Source organism: Streptomyces sp. NPDC050485 (assembly GCF_044458185.1).
In the GTDB taxonomy this organism is placed as follows: domain Bacteria; phylum Actinomycetota; class Actinomycetes; order Streptomycetales; family Streptomycetaceae; genus Streptomyces.
In genome coordinates this window covers 401,332-428,016 of the sequence record NZ_JBITHR010000005.1, presented here as the reverse complement: position 1 = coordinate 428,016, position 26,685 = coordinate 401,332, and the positions used below count along the sequence as shown (strand labels likewise).

23 protein-coding genes and 1 pseudogene are annotated in these 26,685 nt (G+C 72.7%); 18 read left to right on the top strand and 6 right to left on the bottom strand.

What is annotated here, in order from left to right; translation table 11 throughout:
- Positions 1-331 precede the first annotated feature (331 nt).
- From ACIBK6_RS13750 to ACIBK6_RS13725, 6 genes are all read left to right on the top strand, one after another.
- On the top strand, positions 332-2,158 hold the full coding sequence (locus tag ACIBK6_RS13750; RefSeq protein ID WP_399051385.1) for an FAD/NAD(P)-binding protein: 1,827 nt from the start codon (positions 332-334) through the stop codon (positions 2,156-2,158).
- Between the two features lie 82 nt (positions 2,159-2,240).
- Entirely contained in the window at positions 2,241-3,263 is a 1,023-nt protein-coding gene (locus ACIBK6_RS13745; RefSeq protein ID WP_399051384.1) for an LLM class flavin-dependent oxidoreductase, read from the top strand.
- Positions 3,250-4,551: an LLM class flavin-dependent oxidoreductase gene (locus ACIBK6_RS13740; RefSeq protein WP_399051383.1), complete on the top strand. Its 1,302-nt coding sequence runs from the start codon at positions 3,250-3,252 to the stop codon at positions 4,549-4,551. The genes ACIBK6_RS13745 and ACIBK6_RS13740 overlap by 14 nt, the downstream gene beginning before the upstream one ends.
- Before the next feature lie 4 nt (positions 4,552-4,555).
- Entirely contained in the window at positions 4,556-5,377 is an 822-nt protein-coding gene (locus tag ACIBK6_RS13735; RefSeq protein WP_399051382.1) for a DUF1684 domain-containing protein, read from the top strand.
- A 193-nt stretch (positions 5,378-5,570) separates the two neighbouring features.
- Positions 5,571-6,476, top strand: a complete 906-nt coding sequence (locus ACIBK6_RS13730; RefSeq protein ID WP_399051381.1) for a S1 family peptidase — start codon at positions 5,571-5,573, stop codon at positions 6,474-6,476.
- Positions 6,477-6,637: 161 nt separating this feature from the next.
- The gene (locus tag ACIBK6_RS13725; RefSeq protein ID WP_399051380.1) at positions 6,638-7,117 is read left to right on the top strand and encodes a hypothetical protein; all 480 of its coding nucleotides are present in this window, start codon (positions 6,638-6,640) and stop codon (positions 7,115-7,117) included.
- A gap of 31 nt (positions 7,118-7,148) precedes the next feature.
- On the opposite strand, the gene ACIBK6_RS13720 is transcribed toward ACIBK6_RS13725, so the two are convergent.
- Entirely contained in the window at positions 7,149-8,045 is an 897-nt protein-coding gene (locus ACIBK6_RS13720) for a DUF4231 domain-containing protein (RefSeq protein ID WP_399051379.1), read from the bottom strand.
- 206 nt (positions 8,046-8,251) lie between these two features.
- On the opposite strand from ACIBK6_RS13720, the gene ACIBK6_RS13715 reads away from it, so the two are divergent.
- The 4 genes from ACIBK6_RS13715 to ACIBK6_RS13700 all read left to right on the top strand — a co-directional run bounded on the left by ACIBK6_RS13715 (position 8,252) and on the right by ACIBK6_RS13700 (position 12,815).
- The gene (locus tag ACIBK6_RS13715) at positions 8,252-8,428 is read left to right on the top strand and encodes an FXSXX-COOH protein (protein ID WP_399051378.1); all 177 of its coding nucleotides are present in this window, start codon (positions 8,252-8,254) and stop codon (positions 8,426-8,428) included.
- A 141-nt stretch (positions 8,429-8,569) separates the two neighbouring features.
- On the top strand, positions 8,570-10,762 hold the full coding sequence (gene fxsBH / locus ACIBK6_RS13710; RefSeq protein ID WP_399051377.1) for a radical SAM/SPASM protein FxsBH, inactivated beta-hydroxylase extension form: 2,193 nt from the start codon (positions 8,570-8,572) through the stop codon (positions 10,760-10,762).
- Positions 10,752-11,639 (top strand): aminoglycoside N(3)-acetyltransferase, encoded by an 888-nt coding sequence (locus ACIBK6_RS13705; protein WP_399051376.1) that lies wholly within the window; start codon positions 10,752-10,754, stop codon positions 11,637-11,639. The genes fxsBH and ACIBK6_RS13705 overlap by 11 nt, the downstream gene beginning before the upstream one ends.
- A 258-nt stretch (positions 11,640-11,897) precedes the next feature.
- The gene (locus tag ACIBK6_RS13700) at positions 11,898-12,815 is read left to right on the top strand and encodes a slipin family protein (protein WP_399051449.1); all 918 of its coding nucleotides are present in this window, start codon (positions 11,898-11,900) and stop codon (positions 12,813-12,815) included.
- Between the two features lie 57 nt (positions 12,816-12,872).
- Here the strand turns inward: ACIBK6_RS13700 and ACIBK6_RS13695 are convergent, their stop codons facing one another.
- Positions 12,873-13,895: a DUF3533 domain-containing protein gene (locus ACIBK6_RS13695; RefSeq protein ID WP_399051375.1), complete on the bottom strand. Its 1,023-nt coding sequence runs from the start codon at positions 13,893-13,895 to the stop codon at positions 12,873-12,875.
- Between the two features lie 167 nt (positions 13,896-14,062).
- On the opposite strand from ACIBK6_RS13695, the gene ACIBK6_RS13690 reads away from it, so the two are divergent.
- The 3 genes from ACIBK6_RS13690 (at position 14,063) to ACIBK6_RS13680 (ending at position 19,388) form a co-directional block, all read left to right on the top strand.
- Entirely contained in the window at positions 14,063-14,851 is a 789-nt protein-coding gene (locus tag ACIBK6_RS13690; protein WP_399051374.1) for a VOC family protein, read from the top strand.
- A gap of 122 nt (positions 14,852-14,973) precedes the next feature.
- Positions 14,974-18,423: a DNA polymerase III subunit alpha gene (locus ACIBK6_RS13685; RefSeq protein WP_399051373.1), complete on the top strand. Its 3,450-nt coding sequence runs from the start codon at positions 14,974-14,976 to the stop codon at positions 18,421-18,423.
- Positions 18,420-19,388 carry a hypothetical protein gene (locus ACIBK6_RS13680; protein WP_399051372.1) on the top strand — a complete coding sequence of 323 codons (969 nt, stop codon included), beginning with the start codon at positions 18,420-18,422 and terminating at the stop codon, positions 19,386-19,388. The genes ACIBK6_RS13685 and ACIBK6_RS13680 overlap by 4 nt, the downstream gene beginning before the upstream one ends.
- 163 nt (positions 19,389-19,551) lie before the next feature.
- Here the strand turns inward: ACIBK6_RS13680 and ACIBK6_RS13675 are convergent, their stop codons facing one another.
- Positions 19,552-20,286 (bottom strand): SDR family oxidoreductase, encoded by a 735-nt coding sequence (locus ACIBK6_RS13675; RefSeq protein ID WP_399051371.1) that lies wholly within the window; start codon positions 20,284-20,286, stop codon positions 19,552-19,554.
- A 102-nt stretch (positions 20,287-20,388) separates the two neighbouring features.
- Here ACIBK6_RS13675 and ACIBK6_RS13670 point away from each other — a divergent pair, with 102 nt between their 5' ends.
- Together ACIBK6_RS13670 and ACIBK6_RS13665 are read left to right on the top strand one after the other, a co-directional pair.
- Complete coding sequence (locus ACIBK6_RS13670) at positions 20,389-21,039, top strand: TetR/AcrR family transcriptional regulator (protein ID WP_399051370.1); 651 nt, start codon at positions 20,389-20,391, stop codon at positions 21,037-21,039.
- 243 nt (positions 21,040-21,282) lie between these two features.
- Positions 21,283-22,143: a lipase family alpha/beta hydrolase gene (locus ACIBK6_RS13665; protein ID WP_399051369.1), complete on the top strand. Its 861-nt coding sequence runs from the start codon at positions 21,283-21,285 to the stop codon at positions 22,141-22,143.
- A gap of 58 nt (positions 22,144-22,201) precedes the next feature.
- Here ACIBK6_RS13665 and ACIBK6_RS13660 read toward each other — a convergent pair whose 3' ends face one another.
- The gene (locus tag ACIBK6_RS13660; protein WP_399051368.1) at positions 22,202-23,230 is read right to left on the bottom strand and encodes a lytic polysaccharide monooxygenase; all 1,029 of its coding nucleotides are present in this window, start codon (positions 23,228-23,230) and stop codon (positions 22,202-22,204) included.
- Positions 23,231-23,433: 203 nt separating this feature from the next.
- Between ACIBK6_RS13660 and ACIBK6_RS13655 the strand changes: the two genes are divergently transcribed.
- Together ACIBK6_RS13655 and ACIBK6_RS13650 are read left to right on the top strand one after the other, a co-directional pair.
- The gene (locus ACIBK6_RS13655; RefSeq protein WP_399051367.1) at positions 23,434-23,910 is read left to right on the top strand and encodes a GNAT family N-acetyltransferase; all 477 of its coding nucleotides are present in this window, start codon (positions 23,434-23,436) and stop codon (positions 23,908-23,910) included.
- Between the two features lie 30 nt (positions 23,911-23,940).
- Positions 23,941-24,516, top strand: a pseudogene (locus ACIBK6_RS13650) (class I SAM-dependent methyltransferase); the annotation flags it as partial.
- A gap of 60 nt (positions 24,517-24,576) precedes the next feature.
- Here ACIBK6_RS13650 and ACIBK6_RS13645 read toward each other — a convergent pair.
- A complete protein-coding gene (locus ACIBK6_RS13645; RefSeq protein WP_399051366.1) occupies positions 24,577-25,086 on the bottom strand; it encodes a DUF402 domain-containing protein in 510 nt (169 codons plus the stop codon).
- A gap of 78 nt (positions 25,087-25,164) precedes the next feature.
- On the opposite strand from ACIBK6_RS13645, the gene ACIBK6_RS13640 reads away from it, so the two are divergent.
- Entirely contained in the window at positions 25,165-25,539 is a 375-nt protein-coding gene (locus tag ACIBK6_RS13640; RefSeq protein WP_399051365.1) for a GntR family transcriptional regulator, read from the top strand.
- Positions 25,540-25,560: 21 nt separating this feature from the next.
- On the opposite strand, the gene ACIBK6_RS13635 is transcribed toward ACIBK6_RS13640, so the two are convergent.
- Complete coding sequence (locus ACIBK6_RS13635) at positions 25,561-26,661, bottom strand: DUF5925 domain-containing protein (protein ID WP_399051364.1); 1,101 nt, start codon at positions 26,659-26,661, stop codon at positions 25,561-25,563.
- Positions 26,662-26,685 lie beyond the last annotated feature (24 nt).

The window sequence follows — 26,685 nt, the reverse complement described above, 5'->3', positions numbered from 1 at the left end:
GGCGCGGAAGAACGGCGCGGCAGCGCGCCGAAGAAGCCGTGCAGGGGGTCAGCTCAACAGGACGAGGACCACACTCGACCGAAGTCGATGTGGGAGCGCGTGACCAGCCACTGCTGCGGATGCATGGCCCAAGTGGAACAGCCATCCGTTTCCGCGTCAACTGCGCAGGGACGCACCGCTCACAGTGCGGACAAGCTTGACAACCTCCAGCGTGCGGCGCATAGCCTCGGGACCGGAAGCCGTGCTGAGGGGCTCGGTTCCGCACCGTTGCGCACCGTGTGTCCGTGAAGGCCATTCCCGTGTTCGATCTCTGCATCCACGGAGCCTTCGCATGTGCCTCACCCGCCCCGAGCGGCCGTCCGCCGTTCCTGAAGACGTCCTTCCCGACCGCGCGTCCGTAGTCGTCGTGGGAGCCGGTCCGCGGGGGACCGGACTCCTGGAGCGGCTCGCCGCCAACATCCCCTCCCTGTACGGGGAGGAGCCTCTCGACATCCATCTGGTCGACCCGTATCCCGCGGGCGGCGGACGGATCTGGCGGGCCGGGCAGTCGCCGCTGCTGTGGATGAACTCCATGGCCGAGGACGTCACCATGTTCACCGACGACACCGTCCAGCAGGAGGGCCCGGTGCGCCCCGGCCCCACCCTCGCCGCCTGGTCCGGCGCGGAAGCCCGCAGCTTCCCCAGCCGGCGGGCGCAGGGTGAGTACCTGCGCTGGGTGTACGAGGACGCCGTGGCCGCGCTGCCGGACACCGTCACCGTGCACGAGCACCGCACCCGGGCCCGCCGCATCGACGGCCCGCACGAAGGCCGCCAGCGGGTGTGGCTAGAAGGCCGCGGCGAGCCGCTCACCGCCGACGTGGTCGTCCTCACCATCGGCCACCTGGACGCCGAACTCGACGGCGAGCAGTGCCGGTTGGCCGACTTCGCCGACCGGCACGGCCTGGTGCACCTGCCGCCCGCCTTCACCGCCGACAGCGACCTGTCACCGCTGCGTCCCGGCGAGCCCGTGATCGTCCGCGGCTTCGGACTCGCCTTCGTCGACCTCATGGCGCTCCTCACCGAAGGCCGCGGCGGCCGCTACGACGCGACCGGCGCCTACCACCCCTCCGGCCGCGAGCCCGTGCTGTACGTCGGCTCCCGGCGCGGCGTGCCCTACCGCTCCAAGCTCGGCTACGCCTGGCACGGCGAACGTCCGCCGCTGCCGCGTTTCTTCGGCCCCGCCGAGGTGGACGAACTCCTCGGCCGCCCGCACCGGCCCGACTTCCGCCGCGACATCTGGCCCCTGATCGAGAAGGAACTGGGCTTCGCCCACTACCACCGGCTGTTCACCGCCCACCCCGAACGCACCGCCGTCGACTGGCCCGACTTCGAGGAGAAGTACGCCGCCGCCGACCCCGGCAGCCCCGGGCTCCCGGCCCTGATTGCCGCCGCCGTGCCCGACCCCGCCGACCGCCTCGACCTCGAAGCCCTCGACCACCCGCTCGACGGGATCCGCTTCACCTCGTACGACAGCCTCCAGGACGGTCTGCGTTCGCACCTCCGAGCCGATCTGACGAGACGTCATGATCCGTCCCGCAGTGCTGACTTGGCCGTCTTTCTCGGACTGCTCTCGGTCTACGGCCAGCTGCTGCGCATCGGCGACGTGGGCGGCTGGTGGCACGGGTTCTTCAGCTACCTCGCCTCCGGCCCGCCCGGACCCCGCCTGCGGCAACTGCTCGCCCTCTCCGACGCCGGGGTGGTGCGCTTCCTCGGCGCGGGGATCAGCGTCGGGACCGACGAGTCCAAGGGCGTCTTCCGCGCGGGCAGTGCCAGCGTGCCGGGGCAGTGGGTCGAGGCGGCCGCGCTCGTCGAGGCGCGGCTGCCCGAGCCCACCGCCGAACGCGTCGGCAGCCCGCTGCTGCGCTCGCTGTACGAGGACGGGGCCGGGGCGGCCGAGACCGGGCTGCTCCAGGTGGAGCCCGCGGACGGCCGGATCACCGGACGCGACGGGCGGGCGCACCCGCGCCGGTTCGCGCTCGGTCCCTTCACCGTCGCCCGCGCGGCGGGGGCGTTCACCCGGCCGCGCACCGGAGGCCCCGCCTTCCGGCAGAACGACGCCACGGCCCGCGCCGCACTGAGCGTCCTGCGCGACCTCGCGTGTCGCCACCCCAGCGCCTGACCGGGATTCTTCCGCCCAGCGCATGAAGGCCGGGCTCCCGCCCAGAGCCGAGCTCCGGCATCCACCCCAGAGAGGTCCAGCCATGTCCGCACCACTCGTCCGCAGCCCCGTGCACCTCGCCGTCGCCATCGACGCGGCCGGGCACTACGACGCCGCTCACTTCACCGCGCTCGCCCGGCTCGCCGAGCGGGGGACGCTCGACTTCGTGACGCTCGGCGACTCCTTCGCGCGGCCCGGGCTCGACGCGCTCGCCGTGCTGGCCCGCCTCGCCCCCGCCACCGGACGCATCGGGCTCGTCCCGGCCGTGAACACCACCCACACCGAGCCGTTCCACGTGTCGTCGGCCGTCGCCACGCTGGACTGGGTGAGCCGCGGCCGGGCCGGCTGGAGCCCCGAAGTGTCCACCACCGAGGCCGAGGCGAGGCTGTTCGGGCGGCGGTCCGCCGCCAGCGCGGCCGAAGCGTGGCACGAAGCACGCGAAGTCGCCGATGTGGCAGCCAAGTTGTGGGACTCCTGGGAGGACGACGCCGAGATACGCGACGAGTCGACAGGGCGCTTCATCGACCGCGACAAGCTGCACTACGTCGACTTCGAGGGGCGTACATTCTCGGTGCGCGGGCCCGCCATCGTGCCCCGGCCGCCGCAGGGCCACCCGGTCACCGTGATCGACGCGACCGCCGCCAGGCCGAGGGCCGCCGCCGCACGGCACGCCGATGTCGCCCTCGTCCGCACGCAGGACCCGTCGGCCGCGCGCACCGCCCGCGAGGAACTGCGCGACCGGGCCCGCGCGCACGGCCGGAACCCCGAGCGGCTGCGGGTGCTCGGCTCGGTCCCGGTGGCGCTGCACACGACCGCCGACGCCGTGGAACTGGCCGGTCTCATCGGCGAGTGGCACGCCGAGGGCGCCGTCGACGGCTTCCACCTGCGCCCGGCCGACCCCGAGCGCGACCTCGGACTCGTCGTCGCAGCGACCGTGCCCGTCCTCCAGCACCGCGGTCTGCTCCGGCGCTTCTATCCGGGCGCCACCCTTCGCGAACACCTGGGCCTGGCACGGCCCGTCAACCAGTACGCCACCGCCGGGGGAGCCCGCCATGACCGAGCGTAAGAAGCAGATCCACCTCGCCGCCCACTTCCCCGGCGTCAACAGCACCACCGTCTGGGCCGACCCCCGCTCCGCCTCGCAGATCGACTTCTCGTCCTTCGAGCACCTCGCCCGGGCCGCCGAACGCGGCAGGTTCGACTTCTTCTTCCTCGCCGAAGGGCTGCGGCTGCGCGAGCACAAGGGCCGCATCCACGATCTCGACGTGGTGGGACGGCCCGAGTCGATCACCCTGCTCAACGCGCTGGCGGCGGTCACCGACCGGCTGGGCCTCGCCGCCACGGTCAACGCGACCTTCAACGAGCCGTACGAGACCGCCCGCAGGTTCGCCTCGCTCGACCACCTCAGCGGCGGCCGGGCCGCCTGGAACGTGGTCACCTCACCGGATGCCTTCACCGGCGAGAACTTCCGCCGCGGCGGCTATCTCGACCGCGCCGACCGGTACGGCAGGGCCGCCGAATTTGTCGCAACCACAAGGGAGTTATGGGACTCCCGGGGGCCGGGCGGGGCGCCCGGGCCCTTCGCCCACCACGGGCGGCACTTCTCCATCGAGGGCACGTTCGGCGTGCCGCGCTCCCCGCAGGGCCACCCCGTGGTCATCCAGGCCGGCGACTCCGACGAGGGCCGCCAGTTCGCCGCCTCGGCCGCCGATGTCATCTTCACCCGGCACGGCACCCTGGAGGCGGGCCGCGCCTTCTACGCCGATGTGAAGGGGCGCCTGGCCCGGTACGGCAGGGAGCCCGACGACCTCAAGATCATGCCCGGGGTCACCTTCGTCCTCGGCGACACCGCGGCCGAAGCCCAGGAGAAGGCCGCCGAGATACGCCACCAGCAGGTCTCGCCGCAGAACGCGATCCTCGCCCTCGAACAGATCTGGGGCCGCGACCTGTCCGCGTACGACCCCGACGGCCCCCTCCCCGACATCGACCCGGATCCGGACTCGGCGCTCGTGCAGGGCCGGGTGAAAATCACCAACCCCTTCGAGATCGCCGCCAAGTGGCGGGCCCTGTCCGAGGCCAAGGGGCTCTCCATCCGGCAGACCGTCATCGAGAACACCGGACGCCAGTCCTTCATCGGCACCCCCGGCGATGTCGCCGCCCAGCTCGACGCGTTCGTGCAGAGCGACGCGGCCGACGGCTTCATCCTCATACCCCACCTCACCCCCGGCGGCCTGGACGACTTCGTCGACCGGGTGGTGCCGCTGCTCCAGGAACGCGGCGCGTTCCGCACCGAATACACCGGCTCCACGCTGCGCTCGCACCTCGGGCTGCGTACCCCGGTATGGAAAGGTTGATCACATGCGCACGGATGCCCAGCAGGATCCCCGGTCCGACCACCGGCTCGACTGGAAGAAGTGGCACGAGCAGCGCGTCGCGGCGGTCTCCGCGCCGTACGGACCGCTCGCGCTGACCGGCACCCACTGGCTCGCGGACGGCGTACCCGAGGAGTTCGGCCGGTGGCGCGAGGACGGTGACGAGGTGGTGCTGACCGCCGCAGCCGAGCACCAACTGGCCCTGGACGGCGAGCCGTTGACCGGTGAGGTGCGGCTGGCGGCCGACGCCGGGCCGGTCGCCGAGTCCCGCCTCGCCCAGGGCGAGCGGCGGCTCGTGGTGCTGCGCCGCGAGGGGCTGTGGGCGGTGCGCGTCTGGGACCCGGCGGCCGAGGCCCGGCGCGCCTTCGCGGGCATCGACGCCACCCCGTACGAGGAGCGGTTCCGGCTGCCCGGCACCTTCCGCCCGTACGAGGCACGGCAGGTGAAGGTGGCGAACGCCGACGGCGTGGAGCGCGGGCTCGCTCTCGCCGGGGAGATCGCCTTCACGCTCGGCGGCCAGGAGCACACCCTCCAGGTCGCGGTGGAGGGCGACGGCTCGCTGTGGGCCGTCTTCGCCGACGGGACCAGCGGGAAGTCCACCTACAGGTTCCGCTTCCTGCGGCCCGGGGCGCCCGCCTGGGGGTCCCCCCGGACGGAGTCTGGGGGAGGTTCGGTGACGGTCGATTTCAACCGCGCGCTGCTGCCGCCCTGCGCCTTCGCCGACCACTTCATCTGCCCCTTCCCGCCCCCGGGCAACACCCTCCCCCTCGACATTCCGGCGGGGGAGCGCACCATCCGCACCAACTGAGCCCCGCGCACGCCTCATTGAGGGGACCGGCCCGAAAGGCACCCTTGCGCTTGACGGCCGGGCCGCCGAATACTCCTCCGCAGCGCTTGTCAGGAGCACGGCTTGCGCCTTGTTGTGCTGCCGTCATCCCTGGCTGCGCCTCACGGGGTCCCCCCACCCTTGGGCCCCTCGATTCCCCTCGGGAGGAAAAGAAGTGAGGATCAAGCGCACCACCCCCACACGCCGCTCCGGTCTCGCGAGACGTACCAAGCTCGCCGCCGTCGCGACCGGCCTGCTCGCGGCCGTGGCCATCGCCGCCCCCAACGCCAGTGCCACCCAGGACCAGACCTTCGGCGCCGCCGCCCTGACCGCCGCCGGTGACGCCGTGCGCGGGGCCGATGTGGCCGGAACCGCATGGAGCGTGGACACTGCGACCGGCAAGGTCGTCGTCACCACCGACTCGACCGTCTCGGCCGCCGACATCGCGAAGATCAAGCACGAGGCGGGGGCCAACGCGGGCGCCATACGCGTCGAGCGGGTCCCCGGCAAGTTCAGCAAGCTGCTCTCCGGCGGCGACGCCATCTACACCACCAGCTGGCGCTGCTCCCTCGGCTTCAACGTCAAGAAGGGCTCCACGTATTACTTCCTGACGGCCGGTCACTGCACCCAGGGCTACCCGAACTACTACACCGGCTCCTCGCGCTCGACGAGCATCGGCCCGACCGTCGGCACCACCTTCCCGGGCCACGACTACGGTCTCGTGCAGTACACCAACGCCTCGCTCGCGCACCCGAGCGCCGTCGGCAGCCAGCGCATCACCAGCGCCGCCAACCCGAGGGTCGGCCAGAGCGTCACCCGGCGCGGCTCCACCACCGGAGTCCACAGCGGCCAGGTCACCGCGCTCAACCAGACGGTGAACTACGGCAACGGCGACATCGTCTCCGGCCTCATTCGGACCACCGTGTGCGCCGAGCCCGGCGACTCCGGCGGCCCGCTCTACTCCGGATCCACCGCCCTCGGACTCACCTCGGGCGGCAGCGGCGACTGCACCTCCGGCGGCACGACCTTCTTCCAGCCGGTGGTCCAAGCCATGAACGCCTATGGCGTGAGCCTTTTCTGACGTTACGTCAGTGATGTGCGGACGGCGTTGACGAAGCCCCTGTTCCGGAGAACCGGACGGGGGCTTCCGGCTGGACGCGATGCGCTGATTTGAGAGGATGTGCAAGGGCAGACGCGGAAAAGGTCCGAAGGTGGCCGGCGCCGGACACGGGGTGAGACGCAGTGAAGCGCATCGGAGTGACCGGTCACCGGGACATCCCGGCCGAGGCCTTCGCGGAGATCCGCGACCGGCTGCGGTCGCTGCTCTGCGGCCACGACGGCTCCCTGGAGGCGCTCTCCAGCCTCGCCACCGGCGCCGACCAGCTCTTCGCCGCCATCGCCCTGGACTGCGGCGCCGCCCTCACCGTGGTGATCCCGAGCGGCGACTACGAGACGGGCTTCGCGGACGCGGCCGAACTCGCCCGCTACCGGGGCCTGAAGCGGCGCGCCAGCCAGGAGGTCGCCCTCGGCTACCCGCACTCCACGGATGAGGCCTACTACGCGGCGGGGGCCTACATCGCGGACAACTGCGACCGGCTCGTCGCCGTCTGGGACGGACTGCCCGCCCGCGGGCTCGGCGGCACCGGCGACATCGTGCAGTACGCCCGCAGCCTGGGCCGGCCCGTGACGGTCATCTGGCGCGACGGCACCCGCCGGGCATGAGAGCCGGCGTCTGAACTCCGTACGGATCCGGTCAACTCCGCAGCCGTGCCAGCCAGTCCGTGTGCTGCGGCGAGACGATGCGCTCGGTCTCGTACACGGCCTGCGGCCACTGCCGTTCCGTCACCATGTTCTCCATCGCCACATGCATCTCCATCAGGTCCTGCTCCACGAGCGAGTGGGCCGAGATCAGCGGCTGGTGGCGGCGGATCTCGCTCCAGGCGAGACAGGCGGCGGCCGCGGCCGACAGCAGACCCGCCAGGTTTACCTTCTCCGCGACCGAGAAGGTTTGCAGAGTGGTGAACAGCAGGGCGAGGAGGGTGAGCAGCGTGATCGCCGTCGACCACAGCCTGGTCGCCCGCCGCGAGGTCTCCTGGCGGCGGCGGTACCAGTTGCGCTGCTCGATCAGCCGGTCGCGTACGTACGTCTCCTTGCGCACGTTGAACGACTTGCCCCGTAACGCCCGCATGCTCGGTGTGACGAGTTCCCCCAGGGCCTGCTCCCCGTGGTCGCGGGGGTCGCGCCAGCCGACCTTCTTCAGCTCCCGCAGACCCTCCTCGACGCGGGTGACGAACAGCCCCTCCGGGTCGGGGGCGGCCAGATCGAAAGGAGCCCCGTGGACGGCGTAGCGCCAGCACATCGATTTGATGAACTCGGCGGCGGAACGGTTGAGTTGCCAGTGCGAGGCGGCATGACGCCGGGCCGCCCCGAAGGCGGCGAGCAGCACCCCCGCGTACGCGATCGCGCTCAGCGCGCTGAGCACCTGGAAGTCCTGGCCGACCCGCACCTGCGGCAGCGCCGCCGCCAGTGCGCCGGTGACGAGGAGCGAGAGCTGGGCGCGGGTGATCTTGACGGCGGACTGCTGGCGGCCGATCGCCAGTGTGTCCGCGTGATGGAAGAGGCCCGGCAGATCCGCGTTCCGGAAGACCATGCTCTGCAGTGGGCCGGGAATCGCCGTCACATGCACCCCCGTCTGCGGTTTTGCCTGCATTCCTACGAAGGGACGGCAGTTGTGCGCTCGATTGCGTGCGCCATCCCCCGGTGGGGATGAGAGTAAAGTCGTCCCGCCGACACTGCAACGGTGCATGTGCCGGTGGCCACTGTCCACGTGCGGTTATCACTCACCGAGGGGCAAGCGTGAAAACCTCCGTAAATTCAGCCTCATTCGCCGCTGCGAAGAAGGACCGGGTATCGCTGGCCGAGCTGGTCGCGAAGGGCGCAGACAGGGACGCCGATACGTCGCTCAGCAGGGTTCTGCCCATCCCGGGCGGCGGCCGTCCGGCGGCTGCGTCCACCTTCAACTCGGCGCTCTGAAGCGGGCGTTGAGTCTCCACCCCCGCCGGGTGCGCCCGGCGGGGACCCCCGTGACGGACGGGCAGTGCCGGGGCTCCGGGGCCTTTCCGGGATGAACTCCCGTTCCCGGCGCCCGAATTCCCGTCTCGCTAAACTGGTGGAATGACAGGACCCCTGGTCCCCTTTCGCGAGATCGTACTGAAGGTGCACAGCCGGTGCGATCTGGCCTGTGACCACTGTTATGTGTACGAAGCCGCAGACCAGAGCTGGCGCGATCAGCCGATGACGGTCTCCGACGACGTCATTTCCCGCACCGCGCGGCGCCTCGCCGAGCATGCCGAAACGCACGGGCTGCCGTCCGTGTCGGTGATCCTGCACGGCGGGGAACCGCTGCTGGCGGGAGTGGACCGGCTGCGCCGCGTCTGCGCGGAGCTGACCGCCGCCGTCACCCCGGTCGCCGGACTCGATCTGCGGATCCACACCAACGGTGTGCTGCTCGGCCCGCGCTACCTCGATCTGTTCGAGGAGTTCGGCGTCGGGGTCGGCATCTCCCTCGACGGCGACCGGGCCGCCAACGACCGCCACCGGCGCTACGCGGACGGCCGCAGCAGCCATGCGCAGGTCCTGGCCGCGGTCGAACTGCTCCAACAGGACCGCTACCGGCCGCTGTTCCTCGGCCTGCTGTGCACCGTCGACGTGGCCAACGACCCGGTCGCCGCGCACGACGCGCTGGTCGCCCTCGATCCGCCGCGCATCGACTACCTCCTGCCGCACGCGACCTGGGAGGCGCCGCCGGTGCGGCCCGAGGGGGCGGCGACCCCCTACGCCGACTGGCTGCTCGCCGTCTTCGACCGCTGGGAGGAGCAGGGCAGGCCGGTTCCGGTCCGGCTCTTCGAGTCGGTGCTCTCCACCCTGCACGGCGGCCCCAGCCTCACCGAGTCCCTCGGCCTCGCCCCGACCGACATCGTCGTCGTGGAGACCGACGGCTCCCTGGAGCAGGTCGACTCGCTCAAGTCGGCCTACGAAGGCGCCGCCGCCACCGGATTCTCCGTGTTCCAGGACGACTTCGACGCGGTCGCCGCCCACCCCGGGGTCCGGGCCCGTCAGCGCGGCCTGGCCGGCGTCGGCGACGAGTGCCGCCGCTGCCCGGTGGTGCGGTCCTGCGGGGGCGGTCACTACACCCACCGTTACCGCGCCGACCGGGGCTTCGACAATCCGTCGGTGTACTGCGCCGACCTGATGGCGCTGGTGCGCGGCATCGAGTCCCGCACACCGGTGCCCGAGCTCCCCGGCCCGGACCAACTCACCCTGTCCGCACTGGAGTTGAACCGCACCCTGCTGGCCCGACTGCACACCGAGCTCGACGGGCGCGGCGGGGCCGAGTGGGCCGCGCTCTGGGAGCTCACCACGGCTGTCGACGGGGCGGGGCTCGACACCGTACTGGCCCACCCCTACGCCCGCAGCTGGCTGCTCGCCACGCTGGGCGCGCTGCGCGAGGGGCGCCCCGAAGCGGTCGCGACGGCCGGTCGGCTGGCCGCGTACACGGCCGCCGCCGCGGTGCACGACGGCGCCGAACTGACCGTCCCCGTACGCTGGTTGGACGGCAGGCTGCACCTGCCGACCCTCGGTGAACTGCGCCTCGGCGGCCCCGGCACGGCCGGCCGGGCCGAGGTCGTCGTCGGCCGGTCCGGATTCCGGGTCCGGCACGCCACCGGCGAGCGGCACATCGCCCGCCCCGCCGAACCCGCCCCCGACTGGCATCCGGTGCGCAGGCCCGGCGGTCGCGGCGCACCGGTCCTGGAGGACCTCGACCCGTACCGCGACTGCTTCGGCAGCCCGGTACTGCCCCGGCTCGGGGCGCGCGAGGCACAGGCGTGGGGGAGCCGGGTGGCGCGGGCCCGCGAGCGGCTCGCGGCGACCGTCCCGCGACTTGCCGGGACCGAAGCGCCGACCACGCTGACCCCGCTCGCCCGGGGCGCGGGGCCCGTGGTGGGACGGCACGGCTTCGGGGCGCTCGGGCTGCCCGTCGGCCTGGCGGGCGAACCGCTCGCCGTGGCCCTGCTGCGCGGCCTGCGCCGGGCCACCCTGCGGGCCCTGCTCGACGTCGCGGACCTGTACGACCTGGACGGTGCGTGGCGGCATCCGTCGCCCTGGGGGCCGCTCCCGGTCTCCCGGCTGCTCGCCGAGACGTACGAGGGGGTCGCGGTCGCCGCGTACGACGGCGGTGCGCGGGCCCTGGCGGAGCTCCGGCCCGCGCTGGCGGCCCTGGAGCGGGCGGCCGAACTCACTGTGACCGGAAAGCGCCTGGTCGCCACCGTGCGCCAGGAATGGGAAGAGGCATCGCGTGACCGCTGAGCACCGCGGGGAATCCGAAGTGGCCGAAGTGATCGAGGCGGTCGAAGTGGCGGAGGCGGTCGAAGTGATCGAGGCAGTGGCCGAAGCGATCGAGGCGGCCGAGGTGGCGGAGGCGGTCGAAGTGGCCCAGGCAGCCGCCCAGTTGCGCGTCCTCGGCGTGCGGGAGGGCGGCATCCTGCTCGCGCACGCCTCGCTGCGCGGCACCGGGCTGCGGGACGACGTGCTGCTCGGCGCGCTGCGCACGGCGCTCGGCCCGGAGGGAACGCTGGTGGTCCCGGCGTTCACACCGGAGAACTCCGACACCTCCCCGGCCCATCTCGCCCTCCTGCGCGACGCCCCCGACCCGGCCGCGTTCCGGGCCGCGATGGCGCCCTTCGACCCGGACCGCACCCCGTGCCCCGGGATGGGGCGGCTGGCCGAACGGGTCAGGACTACCGAGGGCGCCGCCCGCAGCGACCATCCGCAGACCTCCTTCGCCGCGCTCGGCGCCCACGCGGCCGAGCTGATGAAGGGCCACGCACTCGACTGCCACTTCGGCGCCGACTCCCCGCTCGCCCGGCTGATCGCCGCCGAGGCGCAGGTGCTCCTGATCAACGTGGGCTTCGCGGTGTGCACCGCCTTCCACTTCGCCGAATACCTGGTGCCGCCGCATCCGGTGCGCACCTACCGGGCGGTGATCAGGGACGAGCGGGGCGGCCGCGCCTGGTTCGAGTACACCGACGCCGCGCTCGACGACGGCGACTTCGCGCGCATCGGCGCCGACTTCCCCGCCGAGCACCTGCGCCGGGGCCCGCTCGGGCGGGGCCGCGCGCGGCTCTTCCCGATCCGGGAGGCGGTCGAGCACGCGACCGCCTGGATGGCCGAGAACCGGCGGTGAGCGATGCCCCGGAGCGGCCGACGAGCGCGAAGCGTTCGAGTCCGTAACGGTCCGCGACCGCCGCCACGTCCCGTGCGGCGTCGGCGACCCGGCGGCCCTTGAGCCACCCGAGCCCGTACCGCGGCCCCCTCACTCGGTCAGGGCGCCGACCGCTTGCGGCATTACCCGTGCGGCTCGCGCGGTGACCGGGGGTCCCCCTGGGAGAGAAGCGGAGTTACCGTCGGAGTACACGTCCGATTCGGACCCTTGGGGGCCGTGATGGTCGAGGCACTGGTGACGGCGGGGATCGCCGTCGGATCCGCCGGCGTCGTCTATGTGCTGGCGGCGGCTCGGGTCGTCAAGCAGTACGAACGCGGAGTGGTCTTCCGGCTCGGCAGGCTGCGGGATTCGGTGCGTGGCCCCGGCTTCACGATGATCCTCCCGTTCGCCGACCGGCTGCGGAAGGTGAACATGCAGATCGTCACGATGCCGGTGCCCGCGCAGGACGGCATCACCCGGGACAACGTGACGGTCAGGGTGGACGCGGTGATCTACTTCAAGGTGGTCGACGCGGCGGACGCGGTCATCCAGGTCGAGGACTACCAGTTCGCGGTCTCGCAGATGGCCCAGACCTCGCTCCGTTCGATCATCGGCAAGAGCGACCTGGACGACCTCCTGTCGAACCGGGAGAAGCTCAACCAGGGCCTTGAGCTGATGATCGACAGCCCGGCGATGGGCTGGGGCGTGCAGATCGACCGCGTCGAGATCAAGGACGTGTCGCTGCCGGAGACGATGAAGCGGTCGATGGCCCGCCAGGCGGAGGCCGACCGTGAGCGCCGGGCGCGGATCATCAACGCGGACGCCGAACTCCAGGCGTCGAGGAAGCTCGCCGAGGCGGCCGGAGTGATGTCGGAGCAGCCGGCCGCGCTCCAACTCCGGTTGCTGCAGACCGTGGTGGCGGTGGCCGCCGAGAAGAACTCGACGCTGGTCCTGCCGTTCCCGGTGGAGCTGCTCCGCTTCCTGGAGCGTGCCCAGCAGCCGGCGCCGACGGCAGCGGCGCCCGCGGTCGGGCCGGCTCCCGCAGCGCCCGCGGTTCCCGCAGCCCCCGAGGCGGCGCCCGCGGTCGAGCCCATCCCCTTGGACCCCTCAGATCCCTCGGAGCCCTCAGCGGCCGAGGGCGCGCCTCCGACGGCGTGAGCCGCATTCTTGTGTAGGTCTCCACAGGCGCGCCAGGATCGGCCCATCGGCAGGGGATCAGGCTCGTGCGTCCGTCGGCGTCTCGCTCCGGTTCCGGCGCAGCCCGGCCAGGAGCACGGTGATGATGGCGCCGAGCAGCGCCCAGAGGGAGAGCACCTGAAGGGGGCCGCTGATCGAGTTCCCCTTGAAGTACGCGATGGAGCGGGCCGCCCAGGTGCCGGCGCCCGGCGGAAGCCCGGGGCCGATCGTCCGCCAGAACGGCGGCAGCAGCGGATACGGGTAGGCGCCGCCCGCGCTCGGATTGCCGAGCACGACGATGACCAGGATCGCCAGGCCGATGCCGACGACCCCGGCAAGGCCCTGGAAGGCGAGCGTCGTGGCCCCCACCGCGAACACGACCAGCGCGCCGAGCCCGGCGAGCCCGAGGTAGCTGCCCGGCAGCGCGCCGAGCACCGGCCCGATGATGAGCGAGCCGAGCAGGCCCGCCGCGATCGAGTACACCGCGAGCGCGCCCAGCCGGATCAGTGCGCGATGGGGGTTGGCGGGCCGGGCGCCCGCGCTGATCGCCAGGATCGCGGCGCACAGATAGCCCCCCACGCACCAGCCGACGACGAGGTAGAACGAGGACAGACCGCGGGCGTCGTCCCGGTCGGCGGGGGCCACGTCCACCACCTTCACCGTGCGCTGCTGCGCCTTCTCGGCGGCCGTCGCGACCAGTTCCACGGCCTGCGAGAGCGAGGCCCCGCCGCCGCTCGCGACGAGCAGCGTGTCGGTGGTGCCCCGCGGGTCGACGACCAGGACCCCGTCGACGCCGCGGTCGCGCAGCTGCCGGGTGGCATCGGCCTCGTCCTTGGCCGTCCGTACGTCCAGCGGCCCGCCGGGCAGCGCGTTGAGCTGCCGCGTGAGCTGCCCGGCGATCTGCGCGGGAGCGACCACCGCGAAGGGGATGTCCTTCGGCTTCGGGCTGTGGAAGGCACCGGCGTAGGACGCGATGAAGGCGACCATCAGCCCCAGTACGCCGATGACCAGCAGGGCGGCCCGCACGGTGACGGCGGTCTTCACCTCGTCGACGAAGGTCATGCCCCCACGCTCGGCCGCGCCGTGCGTTCACGCAGTTGGGGCGGGGCCGAATGGCTGACCCGAACTGTTCCGTCCGCCCGCGCGGACAGGCGTCTGCTGCCACGCTGGAGACAGTTCCCGGGGCCCGTCGATCCCGGGAGGACGACGCACGCGACAGGAGCACCTCAATGCTGACCTCCACGCAGGTACCGGGCGGGCTGAACTGGCTCGACCTGGGGACCCCCGACATCGAAGCGGCCGTCGCCTTCTACCAGGGCGTGTTCGGCTGGCAGTTCCAGTCCGCCGGACCGGAGGCCGGGGGCTACGGCATGCTGCAGAAGGACGGCAGGACGCTCGCCGCCGTCGGCCCGCTGACCGAGGAGGGCGCGAGTTCCGCCTGGACGGTGTACTTCCGCACGGCCGACGCCGACGCCACCGCCAAGGCCGTCGAGCAGTCGGGCGGCTCGGTCCGCTTCCCGCCGATGGAGGTCTTCACGGCCGGGCGGATGGCCGGCTTCACCGACCCGACGGGCGCCGAGTTCGCGGTGTGGGAGCCCCGGGACATGGACGGCCTGGAGGTCGTCAACGAGCCCGGCAGCGTCAGCTGGATCGAGCTGTACACGACCGACGCGGCGGCGGCGAAGGACTTCTACCGACCGGTCCTGTCGTGGGACACCCGGGACATGCCCATGGGCGAGGACATCGTCTACACGATCGCCGGTCCCGCGGGCGGCGGTGAGCAGACCATGCACGGCGGCATCATGCAGCTGGCCCAGCAGAACCTGGACGCGGGGTCGTCCTCCGAATGGCACCCGTACTTCGAGGTCGAGGACTGCGACGCCACGGTGGCCAGGGCCCAGGAGCTGGGCGGGAACGTCATCATCCCGGCCGTCGACGCCGAGGGCGTGGGGCGGTTCGCGATGCTGCTCGACCCGTTCGGCGCCCCGTTCGCGGTCATCAAGAGCGCCGCGGCCTGAGCCCGGCGACCGCCTGCCGGATCCACCCGGCAGGCGGCCGTTCGAATTGGTCGCACGTACGTTCGAAACTGGTCTATGGTGGAAGCGAGGGGGAGGTGAGAACGGATCGGTAGGAGGTGCGGATGCCCGGTTTCACGCATCTGCACACCGTTTCGGGATTCTCCCTGCGGTACGGGGCCTCCCACCCGGAGCGGCTGGCCGAACGTGCCGTCGACCGCGGTATGGACGCCCTCGCGCTGACCGACCGGGACACCCTCGCGGGCGCGGTCCGCTTCGCCAAGGCATGCGCCAAAGCGGGGATCCGGCCGCTGTTCGGGGCCGATCTGGCGGTGCCGGAACACCTCGGGGAAGCGGGGCCCGCCCGGGGGCAGACGCGGCGCACGCCCGTACGGGGCGGTGCGTTCGTCGACGAGTCGGCCCCCCGGGTCACCTTCCTCGCCCGGGCCGGCGCGGCCGGCTGGGCCGAGCTCTGCCGACTGGTCAGCGCCGCGCACACCGCCGGAGGCCGCCCGCTGCTCGCCCGCTCCGAACTGCCCGCCGAAGGGCTCACCGTGCTGCTCGGACCGGCCTCCGAGATCGGCCGCGCGCTCGCCGCCGGCCGCCCCGACCGGGCCGCGAGACTGCTCGCGCCCTGGCGGGAGATCTACGGCGACTCGCTCCGCCTCGAAGCCGTCCACCACGGGCTCAGGGGCACCGGCCCCGGCTCGCTGCGGCTCGCCGCGCGCACCGTCGGCTTCGCCGCCGAACAGGGCGTGCGCGCCGTGCTGACCAACGCCGTGCGGTACGCCGACCCGGGCCAGGGCCCGGTCGCCGACGTGCTCGACGCGGCCCGGCGCCTGGTGCCGGTGCGGGCGCCGTTCGACAGCGGCGAGCGCTGGCTCAAGGACCCGGACGCCATGTTCAAGATCGCCGAACGGGTCGCCGAGGCGGCCGGCTGGCGGCGCGACGTCGCCCACCGGCTGCTCGCCATGACCGAGCAGACCGCCGCCGAATGCCTCGTGGACCCTCAGGACGACCTCGGCATCAAGACCTTCGCCTACTTCCCGGAGCCGCACCTGGTCGGCGCGGCCCACCGCACCCCGCAGCGGGTCCTCGCCTCCCGGGCCGCCGCCGGCATGGTGCTGCGCGGCTACGCGGGCCGGCGCGCGTACTGGGAGCGGATGCACCACGAGCTGGACATCATCGCGCACTGGGGGTACGCCTCGTACTTCCTCACCGTCGCCCAAGTCGTGGACGACGTACGGGAGATGGGGATCCGGGTGGCCGCGCGCGGCTCCGGGGCGGGCTCGCTCGTCAACCACCTCCTCGGCATCGCGCACGCCGACCCGGTGGAGAACGGGCTCCTGATGGAGCGCTTCCTCTCCACCCGGCGGCCGGTGCTGCCCGACATCGACATCGACGTGGAGTCCGCCCGCCGGCTCGACGTCTACCGCGCGATCATCGACCGCTTCGGCACCGAGCGGGTCGCCACCGTCGCCATGCCCGAGACCTACCGGGTACGGCACGCCATCCGGGACGTGGGTGCCGCGCTGTCCATGGACCCGGCCGAGATCGACCGGATCGCCAAGTCCTTCCCGCACATCCGGGCCCGCGACGCCCGCGCGGCGCTGAAGGAACTCCCCGAACTGCGCGTGCTGGCAGGGGAGATGGAGAAGTACGGCAGGTTCTGGGAGCTGGTCGAGGCCCTTGACGCGCTGCCGCGCGGAATCGCCATGCATCCGTGCGGAGTGCTGCTCTCCGACGCCTCGCTGCTGCGCCGCACCCCCGTCATGCCGACCAGCGGCGAGGGGTTCCCCATGTCCCAGTTCGACAAGGAGGACGTGGAGGACCTCGGGCTGCTCAAGCTGGACGTGCTCGGAGTACGGATGCAGTCGGCGATGGCCCACGCGGTGGCCGAGATCGGCCGCGCGACGGGCGAGGAGCTCGACATCGACGACCCGGCGCAGGTGCCGCCGGGCGACGCCAAGACGTATCAACTCATCCAGTCCACCGAGACGTTGGGCTGCTTCCAGATCGAGTCGCCGGGCCAGCGCGATCTGATCGGGCGGCTTCAGCCGTCGACCTTCCACGACCTCGTGGTCGACATCTCGCTGTTCAGGCCGGGACCGGTCGCGGCCGACATGGTGCGGCCGTTCATCGAGGCCCGGCACGGGCGGGCGCCGGTGCGCTTCCCGCACCCCGACCTGGCGGACGCGCTGCGCGGCACCTACGGCGTGGTCGTCTTCCACGAGCAGATCATCGAGATGGTGAACATCATGACCGGCTGCGGCCGGGGCGAGGCCGACCGGGTGCGGCGCGGCCTCAGCGACCCCGAGTCGCAGGGCCGCATCAAGGTCTGGTTCGCCCAACGCGCGGGCGAGCGCGGCTACTTGCCCGACGTGATCGCCCGCACCTGGGAGATCGTCGAGGCCTTCGGCTCGTACGGCTTCTGCAAGGCGCACGCCGTCGCCTTCGCCGTGCCGACCTATCAGTCGGCCTGGCTCAAGGCGCACCACCCGGCCGCCTTCTACGCCGGGCTGCTCACCCATGACCCCGGGATGTACCCGAAGCGGCTGCTGCTCGCGGACGCCCGGCGGCGCGGGGTGCCGATCCTGCCGGTGGATGTGAACCGCTCCTCGGTCGCACACAGAATCGAACTGGTGTCCGGTATGTGGGGGGTGCGGCTCGCACTCGCGGACGTCCACGGGATCAGCGAGGCCGAGAGCGGGCGGATCGAGGCCGGCCGCCCCTATGCCTCGCTGCGCGACTTCTGGCAGCGGGCCAGGCCCAGCCGGCCGGTCGCCGAACGGCTCGCCCGGATCGGCGCGCTCGACGCGTTCGGCGCCAACCGGCGCGACCTGCTGCTCCACCTGTCCGAACTGCACGGCGCCCGCCGCGCGGCTGGCGGCCAACTCCCGCTGGACGGAGGGCGGCTGACGGCCCCCGCCGGACTGCCCGACCTGGACGCGGCGGAACGGCTCAGCGCCGAACTCGGCGTCCTCGGCATGGACGCCTCCCGCCATCTGATGGAGGACCACACGGAGTTCCTGAACGAACTCGGCGTGGTCTGCGCCAAGCGGCTGCGCGATGCCGAGCACGGGCAGACGGTCCTGGTCGCGGGCGCCAAGGCGGCCACCCAGACCCCGCCGATCCGCTCCGGCAAGCGGGTCGTCTTCAGCACCCTGGACGACGGCACCGGCCTCGTCGACCTGGCCTTCTTCGACGACAGCCACGACGCCTGCGCCTATACCGTCTTCCACTCCTGGCTGCTCCTGGTACGCGGCGTGGTGCAGCGGCGCGGCCCGCGCAGCCTCAGCGTGGTGGGCGCCCGTGCCTGGAACCTCGCCGAACTGGCCGAACTGCGCCGCACGGGCGGCCTGGACGCGGTCTCGGCCCGCCTTGCGACCCCGCCCGAACCGCCGGAACCGTCCGGCCCCTCCGAAGCGGCAGCCGAGCCGTCCGCCGACAACGGCCGCCGCATCCACCTGTCCACCGGCTACGAACTGAACCCCTGGGCCGACCTGCGACCGGCAGGTGAACAGGCCGCCACCGGGCGGAAGTTGTGGCACGCGAGCCCGGGGAGCGCGGGATGATCCTCTGTGCACGGTTCGCCCTGGCGGACACGGAAGCGGCGCTTCCCGCGCTGGTCGCGCTGGCCGAGGGCCTCACCCCGGTCGTCCAGGCGCTCCCGCCCGATGGGCTCCTCGCCGACCTGGGCGGCGCCGAGAAGTACTTCGGACAGGACGCGGGCCAGCTTGCCGCAGTCCTGCGGGTGCGGGCGCTCGCCCTCTTCGGCCTGGGCTGCGCCATCGGCCTCGCGCCCAACCCGATGCTGGCCAGGATGGCGGCGCGGGACGCCGGACCCGGGACGACCCGGACGGTGCGCCCGGAGGAGGTGGACCGGTTCCTCGCCGGGCAGCCGGTCCGCGCGCTGAACGGCGTGGGGCGCTCGACGGCCCGCACCCTCTGCGCGTACGGACTCGACACCGCGGGGCGCCTCGCCGACGCCCCGCCGGGCACCGTCCAGCGGATCGTCGGCGCCAGGGCCGGCCGCGAACTCCAGGAGCGGGCCCGCGGCATCGACCGCACCCCCGTCGTACCGAACGCGGCGGCCAGGTCGCTGGCCGCCGAACGGTCCTTCCCCCGCGACGAGGTGGATCCGGTACGCCACCGCAGGGCGCTGCTCTCCCTCGCCGAGGAGCTGGGCGTCCGGCTGCGCGGCGCGCACCAGGTGTGCCGCTCCCTCAGCCTCACCGTGCGTTACGCCGACCGGTCCACCACCACCCGTACCCGCGGCCTGCGCGAACCCTCGGCGCACTCACCCGCGCTCGCCGACCTGGCGTACGGCCTCTACGCGGCGCTCGGCCTGCAGCGGGCCAGGGTGCGGGGCATCTCGCTGCGGGCCGAGGGGCTGGCGACGGCCGAACTCGCCGCGCACCAGCTGACGTTCGACCCGGCGGACGAGCGGGCGCGCCGCATCGAGGCGGTGGCCGACCGGGCCCGCGCCCGCTTCGGCCCCCGGGCGATCGTCCCGGGAACGCTGTCGGACGCGGCCTGAGCGCCTGTGCCCAAGCCCGCGGAACCGGACGGGGTTTTCAGACACAGCCCCTGAGCCCCCGAGGTGCGGCGGCGGCAGCCCCCGGCGCGTTCACCCCGAGGTGCGGCGGCGGCAGCCCCCGGCGCGTTCACCCCGAGGTGCGGCGGAGGGGCCCCGGGCGTGCTCATCCCGAGGTCAGGCGGGCACCTCCGTCCACCGTCAGGACGATGCCGGTCGTGAAGCTGTTGCCCACCAGGAACGCGATCGCGTCCGCTATGTCCTCGGGGCGCCCGCAGCGGCCGGCCGGGGTGGACTTGGCGTACGCCGCGAAGGTCTCCGCCTTCGCGTCCGCGTCCATCCAGTCCCACCACGGGGTGTCCACCACCCCCGGTGACACCGCGTTGAAGCGGACCGGGGCCAACTCCACCGCCAGGACCGGGACCATCGCCGCCACCGATGCGTTGACCGCGGCCAGACCGGCCGTGCCGGGCATCGCGGCGCCTGCCGAAGCGGCGGTCACGAAGGTGATCGATCCGCCGGGGGAGAGGACGTCGAGGGCGGCCCGTGCGGTCAGGCTGTGGGTGATCAGCTTGCCCTCGGCGGCCTCGCGCAGCGCGTCCGTGGTCACCGAGCGGAACGGCCCGGCCGCCGTGGAGCCGGTCGCGGCGACGACTACGTGGTCGACCCGGCCCAAGCCCGCGAAGAACTCCCGGGTGGCCGCCTCGTCCCGGGCGTCCACGACCGATCCGCTCACCGTGCCCGACGTGCCGCCGGTTGCGGCCAGTTCGTCCAGTGCGTCCCGCAGCCGCTCCGGGCTCCGGCCGGTGACCACGACGTCCCTGCCCTCGCCGAGCTGGCGCCGCGCCGTGGCCAGGCCGATACCGGACGTGCCGCCGATGATCACAACTCGCTCGTTCATTGTGCAGTCCTTCCAGGCCCTCTTGTGCGGGCCTCCGCGCTTTTCGAGGCTCGCTGTCTCGTAAAGAGTATTCCGAGGCATGGTGTCTTGTAAACTGTCCCCATGAAGAAAATCGAGAGCGGATCCGGGGGCGAGCCCGCGGACGGCTCCCCGCCCCGCGGGCGCCCCCGCAGCGAGGCGGCCAGGCGCGCGGTGCTCGATGCCGCGATGGAGCTCTGCCGGCGTGACGGCTACCAGGAGCTGACGATCAAGGGCATCGCGGACGAGGCCCAGGTCGGCCGCCAGACCGTCTACCGCTGGTGGCCCACCAAGCAGGACGTCCTGCTCGAAGTGCTGACCGAGCTCCCGCACCGCAGCCCGGCCGAGCTCTTCCCCGACACCGGGGACGTCCACCGCGACATCGAGGAACTGCTCGGCCACACCTTCCGGCTGACCCGCGGGACCACCGGCCGGGCCGTGGTCGGGCTGATGGCCGACGCGCAGGCGGATGCCTCCCTCGCCCGCAGGCTGCAGGAGGAGGTCATCGGTCCGCGCCGCGCGGCGCTGCGCGAGATCCTCGAACGGGGCGTGGCGCGCGGCCAGTTGCGGCAGAACGGCGCCGCGTCCCTGGACCTCGCGGTCGACTTCGCCTTCGGTGTGATGTGGTACCGGCTGCTCAGCGGGCACGCACCGGTCGACGAGCGGCTCGCCGGTGAGATCACCGCCGCGCTGGGAGCGCTGCTCGCGAACGAAGGGGCCGCGCCGTGGGCCTGAGGGGGTCGCGCCCCCGGGTCTGAGGGAGCCGCGCCGTGGGCCTGAGGGGGCCGCGAAGTCGTGGTGAGGATGTAGAACTGACGGGCCGACAGTTTTTACCGACGCGTAACTTCACTCCCGGGCTACTGGTGCGTAATTTGGCGTGAGCACGACCGTACCTACCCAGTACGGCACTCACTTGTGGTCCGGGCCGCAGAGCGAACCCCCCATCGCAACTCCCTTGAGCCGCAAGGAGATCCCCCGATGCTGCCCTGGAAACGTGTGCTCAGACCGCTCTCGGCGGTGCTGCTGGCCGCCGCGGCCTCACTCGCCCCCGCAACCGCCGCGCACGCCCAGTCCGCGCCGAGCAGTGGCTGGAACAACTACGCCTGCAAGCCGTCCGCCGCCCACCCCCGGCCCGTCGTCCTGGTGCACGGAACCTTCGGGAACGGGACCGACAACTGGCTGGCCCTCGCCCCCTACCTGGTCGACCGCGAGTACTGCGTCTTCTCCCTCGACTACGGCCAGCTTCCCGGCGTACCCCTCTTCGACGGCCTCGGCCCCATCGACAAATCGGCGGCCCAGCTCGCCACCTTCGTGGACAGGGTGCTCGCCGCGACCGGAGCGCCCAAGGCCGATCTGGTCGGCCACTCGCAGGGCGGCATGATGCCGCGCTGGTACCTGAAGTTCCTCGGCGGTGCCGCCAAGGTCAACGCTCTCGTCGGGATCGCCCCCGACAACCACGGCACCACCCTCGACGGCCTGACCCAACTGCTGCCGTACTTCCCGGGCGCCGAGAACCTCCTGACGCTCGCCACCCCCGGACTCGCCGACCAGATGGCCGGATCGGCCTTCCTCACCCGGCTCAACCAGGGCGGCGACACCGTCCCCGGGGTCCACTACACCGTCATCGCGACCAAGTACGACGAGGTGGTCACCCCCTACCGTTCGCAGTTCCTGGACGGCCCGGACGTCAACAACGTCCTCATCCAGGACAAGTGCGCGCTCGACCTCTCCGAACACGTGGCGATCGGTCTCGCCGACCGCATCGCCTACCACGAGGTGGTGAACGCGCTCGACCCGGCGCACGCCACCCCGACCACCTGTGCCTCCGCCATCGGCTGACCCGCCGTCACAGAAGCCGCCCCTCCCGGCATCCGGGAGGGGCGGTGTGCCGCGCGGGTCAGCGGCCGTGCCGGCCGGCCGGGGCGGCCTTGCGGCGCAGCGTCGCGAAGAGCGCCGCGGCACCGACGGCGAGCGCGCCCGCGCCCCCCACGGCGAGGTACGGGGTACTGCTGTCGCCCCCGGTCTCGGCGAGGTTCTGCGTGCCGGTCGTGCCGGGCGTGCCGGGCGGAGTGGACGTGGCACCGTCCGCCTGCGGCCGGCTGCCGCCGGTCCCGGCCGGGGCGGTGCTCGCCTGCGTACCCGGGGCGGCGCCGCCGTGGTGGTGCTGGACCGTCGACTTGGCCGCGCCGTCCGCGATCTCCTGGTCGGTGGGCGCTGAGGCGGCCGGCGCCGGTGCGGCCGAACCACCGCTGTCCTTGCCGAACACCACGTCGGAGCAGGTGTAGAACGCCTCGGGGCTGTCCGAGCGCTGCCAGATCGAATAGATCAGATGGCGGCCCGACCTGGCCGGGATCTTCCCGTCGAAGACGTAGTCGCCGTTCCGCATCGGCGGGTCGGTGACCTTGAGGAACGGCGTCGCCTCCAGGTCCGACCACTTCAGCGGCTTCGACGGGTCGTAGCCGTCCTTGGTGATGTACAGCTCGAACGAGCCCTTGTGCGGCGCCGTTCCCTTGTAGTGGAAGGTGTGGCTGCCCGCCGAGAGCTTGGTGGCCGGCCAGTCGGTGCGCGCCAGGTCGAGCCCCCTGTACTTGTCGTTGCCGCCGCTGCACAGCTTCCCGTCCGGGATGATCTCCTTCGATTTGCCCGCGGCGTCGGCCATGTTCACTGCGTTCCAGTCGTAGAACGCCTGCGCGCCGCTCGCCGCGACGGCGGCCTTGCACGCCGCCGACTTCGGGCTCTCGGGGCCCTCCGCATAGCAGGCGGAGACCCGGCTTACCGGATCCGTCATGGAGCCGTGGGCGGCGGCGGGCCCGGCCGTCAGCCCGGTCAGGGCGAGCGGCGCGAAGCCCAGGGCGGCGACCGCGGCGGCCTTGCGGCCACGGGGTCCCCGCTGCCCGAACGCGGTGGAGAGCTGGGGGAAGGTCATCGGGGCGTACTCCTTCGATGGTGCGCAGCGTGCGGCGTGGGGGGCTCGGGACTGGCGGATGTCCCGTCCGGTGATCAGCACGCTAGCCCCAGAAATCCGTGAAATCCCCTGCTGGGAGCGGGTGATGGCGATCCTTATGGTCGACTTAAGGAGCCACTCAGAAGTGATTAAGAACCGGGCCGTCCGCCACGTACCGTGTCTGCATGAACGATGAGATACGGCTCGCGACCGCCGCCGACGTGCCGCGGGTGCGGGAGGTCACCGATGCCGCCTACCGCCCCTACATCGAGCGCATCGGCCTCGTGCCCGTGCCCATGGAGGCCGACCACGCGGCGAACGTGGCGGCGGGGCGGGTCTTCGTGACCGGCGATCCGGTCGCCGGGGTCCTGGTCCTCGTCCCGGAGCCGGACCACCTCTTCCTCGACTCGGTCTCCGTCCACCCGGACGTCAAGGGCACGGGCCTCGGCCGCAGGCTGCTGCACTATGTGGACGACCACGCGCGGGCCCTCAAACTGCCCGAGATCCGGCTCTACACCAACGCGATGATGTGGGAGAACCAGCAGATCTATCCGCGGTACGGGTACGAACTCGTCGAGCGGCGCGTTGAAGGGGCGTACGACCGTTTCCACTACCGCAAGGTGCTCGCCCCGGAATCCGGTGGAGGGGCGGGCCGGGGCTGATTGTCAGTGGGGCCTGGCACGATCGACGGCATGAACGACATCGACTGGGACGAAGCCGCCGACACGTTCGACCAGGAGCCCGACCACGGGCTGCTCGACCCCTCGGTGCGGGCCGCGTGGGACGAGCGCCTCGCGGGCTGGCTGCCGGGCCGGGCGGGCGAGTTGCTCGACCTCGGGTGCGGCACCGGGAGCCTGTCGCTGCTCGCCGCCGCGCGGGGCCACCGGGTCACGGCCGTCGACCTGTCGCCCCGGATGGCCGAGCTGGCCCGTACCAAGCTGGCAGGCACCGGCGCCGAGGTGCTGACCGGGGACGCGGCGCGGCCGCCCGTCGAAGGGCGCACCTTCGACGTCGTCCTGGCCCGCCACGTGGTGTGGGCCCTGCCCGACCCGGAAGCCGCGCTGCGCCACTGGTGGTCGCTGCTGCGGCCGGGCGGCCGGCTGATCCTCGTCGAAGGAGTGTGGGGCGACATCGGCATACCCGCCGACCGTCTCACCGGGGCCCTCGCACCGCTGAACGCCGAGGTACGCCATGAACGGCTGTCCGGGGACGCCCGGTTGTGGGGGCGCGCGGTGGACGACGATCGGTACGTGGTGGTGGCCGAGGCGCCCGGGGTCTGACCGCGGCCGCCGGGGTCGCCCGGCCCGCGTGCCCCCGATGCCGGAGCCTCAGTCGATGAGCGCCGTGAACTGCCCCGTCTTCGCCAGGAGTTCGAGCTCGTCCAGAGCGCCCAGGGCGCGGGCCGCCGCCTCCGGGTCCCGCTCGGCCAGGCCGCTCTCGGCGAACTCGTCCTCGTCCAGGCGCAGTACGCTCGCGCCATCGGCCGAGACCCAGAGATCGAGGTCCAGGTCCTCGGCGATCAGCTCGCCGTCCCCGACCACCGCGGGCCGGGTGATGTCGCAGTACCAGCCCTTGAGCGCCGAGTCGGCGTCGCGGACCTCCTTCACGGCGTACCAGCGGTCGCGCCAGTAGTGCTCGGTGAACACATCGCCCGGCTCGAACCGTACGAACCCGAAGTCACGGACGTCCGCCGCCGCCCAAGGGGCGCGCACGCTCAGCCGCGTCCCGTCGTCGGACACCACCGACGCCGGATAACGCAGCTTGGTACGCCCGGCCTTGACCAGGACGACATGGATGGGGGTGCCGGGCTCGGCCGGTCCGCGCGCGATCACAGTCATGGGGCCGCACGGTACGCGGACCCTCGGGGCGGGCGCCGCCCATTTTCGCCGGGGCGGGCAGCGGGGCAGAATCGGGCTGTGACCCTCAAGATCGTGATTGACCAGGGCGCGGCCACCGCGCCGTACGAGCAACTGCGCGCCCAGATCGCCGACCGGGCCCGTTCCGGGAAGCTGCCGGTCGGCTACAAACTGCCCACGGTCCGCGGCCTCGCCGAGGAGCTCGGACTCGCCGCGAACACGGTGGCCAAGGCGTACCGGGCGCTCGAATCGGACGGGGTCATCGAGACCCGGGGCCGCAACGGGACGTTCGTGGCGGCGGCGGGGGATGCCTCGGAGCGGCTGGCGGCGGCGGCCGCGGCGGCGTACGCGGGGGAGGCCAAGCGGCTCGGCCTCGGCCGCGACGCCGCCCGCGCCGCGGTCGAGGACGCGCTGCGGGCGGCTTACGGCAGGTGAGGCGGGGGCGGCCGCGACGGGCTACAGGTACAGCCCCGCGTCCGGCCGCTCCCGCTGGTCCGGGACCGACGCCGGGGACGTGCCGCGGCGCAGGGCGTACAGCTCGGCCAGGGTGGTGCCGTCGCGGGCGACGCCCTCCTCGCTGCCCAGCCAGCCGACCGCCTCCGCCCGGGTCAGCGGGCCGACCTCGATGCGGGCGAGGCAGCGGCCGGGGCGCACCACCGCGGGGTGCAGGCGCTCCAGGTCCTCGTTGGTCGTGACGCCCACCAGGACGTTGCGGCCCTGGCCGAGCAGACCGTCCGTCAGGTTGAGGAGACGGGACAGGGCCTGGCCCGCCGTGTGCTTGGCCTCGCCGCGGATCAGCTCGTCGCAGTCCTCCAGGAGCAGCAGCCGCCAGCGGCCCTTGGCCGTGCCGTCGTCCTCGCCGATCGCGATGTCCATCAGATAGCCGACGTCGTTGAAAAGACGCTCCGGGTCGAGCACGCAGTCCACCTGGCACCAGTCGCGCCAGGAGCGGGCCAGGGTGCGCAGCGCCGAGGTCTTGCCGGTGCCCGGCGGCCCGTGGAGCAGCAGCAGGCGGCCGGCGATGTCGTCCGGGGTCAGCTTCATCAGACCGTCCATCGCCTCCGCCACCGGCGCCGTGTAGTTGGGCCGCACCTCCTCCCAGGTGCCCGCCGAGATCTGCCGGGTGGTGCGGTGCGGGCCGCGCCGCGGCGACACGTACCAGAAGCCCATCGTCACGTTCTCCGGCTGCGGCTCCGGCTCGTCCTCGGCGCCCTCGGTGGCCTGCTTCAGTATCTGCTCGGCCAGTTCCTCGCTGGTCGCGGTCACCGTCACGTCCGCGCCCCGGCTCCAGCGCGAGACCAGCACCGTCCAGCCCTCGCCCTCGGCGAGCGTCGCACTGCGGTCGTCGTCGCGGGCGGCGCGCAGCACCTTCGCACCGGGCGGCAGCAGGCTGAAGCCCTTCTTGACCCGGTCTATGGAGGAACTGTGCGAGAACGGCTGCTCGCCCGTGGCGAAGCGGCCGAGGAAGAGCGCGTCGACGACATCGGACGGCGCATCGCTGTCGTCCACGGTCAGCCGGATCGGCAGCGCGGCCTCTGGGTTAGACATGCCGCCCATGATCCGGCAACCCGCCCGCGCGCG

Bases quoted from the DNA above. Each gene is read 5' to 3' on its own strand.
- ACIBK6_RS13750 (WP_399051385.1), top strand. From the start codon at position 332: ATGTGCCTCACCCGCCCCGAGCGGCCGTCCGCCGTTCCTGAAGACGTC.
- ACIBK6_RS13745 (WP_399051384.1), top strand. From the start codon at position 2,241: ATGTCCGCACCACTCGTCCGCAGCCCCGTGCACCTCGCCGTCGCCATC.
- ACIBK6_RS13740 (WP_399051383.1), top strand. From the start codon at position 3,250: ATGACCGAGCGTAAGAAGCAGATCCACCTCGCCGCCCACTTCCCCGGC.
- ACIBK6_RS13735 (WP_399051382.1), top strand. From the start codon at position 4,556: ATGCGCACGGATGCCCAGCAGGATCCCCGGTCCGACCACCGGCTCGAC.
- ACIBK6_RS13720 (WP_399051379.1), bottom strand. From the start codon at position 8,045: ATGGTCTTCCGGAACGCGGATCTGCCGGGCCTCTTCCATCACGCGGAC.
- fxsBH (WP_399051377.1), top strand. From the start codon at position 8,570: ATGACAGGACCCCTGGTCCCCTTTCGCGAGATCGTACTGAAGGTGCAC.
- ACIBK6_RS13700 (WP_399051449.1), top strand. From the start codon at position 11,898: ATGGTCGAGGCACTGGTGACGGCGGGGATCGCCGTCGGATCCGCCGGC.
- ACIBK6_RS13695 (WP_399051375.1), bottom strand. From the start codon at position 13,895: ATGACCTTCGTCGACGAGGTGAAGACCGCCGTCACCGTGCGGGCCGCC.
- ACIBK6_RS13690 (WP_399051374.1), top strand. From the start codon at position 14,063: ATGCTGACCTCCACGCAGGTACCGGGCGGGCTGAACTGGCTCGACCTG.
- ACIBK6_RS13685 (WP_399051373.1), top strand. From the start codon at position 14,974: ATGCCCGGTTTCACGCATCTGCACACCGTTTCGGGATTCTCCCTGCGG.
- ACIBK6_RS13680 (WP_399051372.1), top strand. From the start codon at position 18,420: ATGATCCTCTGTGCACGGTTCGCCCTGGCGGACACGGAAGCGGCGCTT.
- ACIBK6_RS13675 (WP_399051371.1), bottom strand. From the start codon at position 20,286: ATGAACGAGCGAGTTGTGATCATCGGCGGCACGTCCGGTATCGGCCTG.
- ACIBK6_RS13670 (WP_399051370.1), top strand. From the start codon at position 20,389: ATGAAGAAAATCGAGAGCGGATCCGGGGGCGAGCCCGCGGACGGCTCC.
- ACIBK6_RS13665 (WP_399051369.1), top strand. From the start codon at position 21,283: ATGCTGCCCTGGAAACGTGTGCTCAGACCGCTCTCGGCGGTGCTGCTG.
- ACIBK6_RS13660 (WP_399051368.1), bottom strand. From the start codon at position 23,230: ATGACCTTCCCCCAGCTCTCCACCGCGTTCGGGCAGCGGGGACCCCGT.
- ACIBK6_RS13655 (WP_399051367.1), top strand. From the start codon at position 23,434: ATGAACGATGAGATACGGCTCGCGACCGCCGCCGACGTGCCGCGGGTG.
- ACIBK6_RS13645 (WP_399051366.1), bottom strand. From the start codon at position 25,086: ATGACTGTGATCGCGCGCGGACCGGCCGAGCCCGGCACCCCCATCCAT.
- ACIBK6_RS13635 (WP_399051364.1), bottom strand. From the start codon at position 26,661: ATGGGCGGCATGTCTAACCCAGAGGCCGCGCTGCCGATCCGGCTGACC.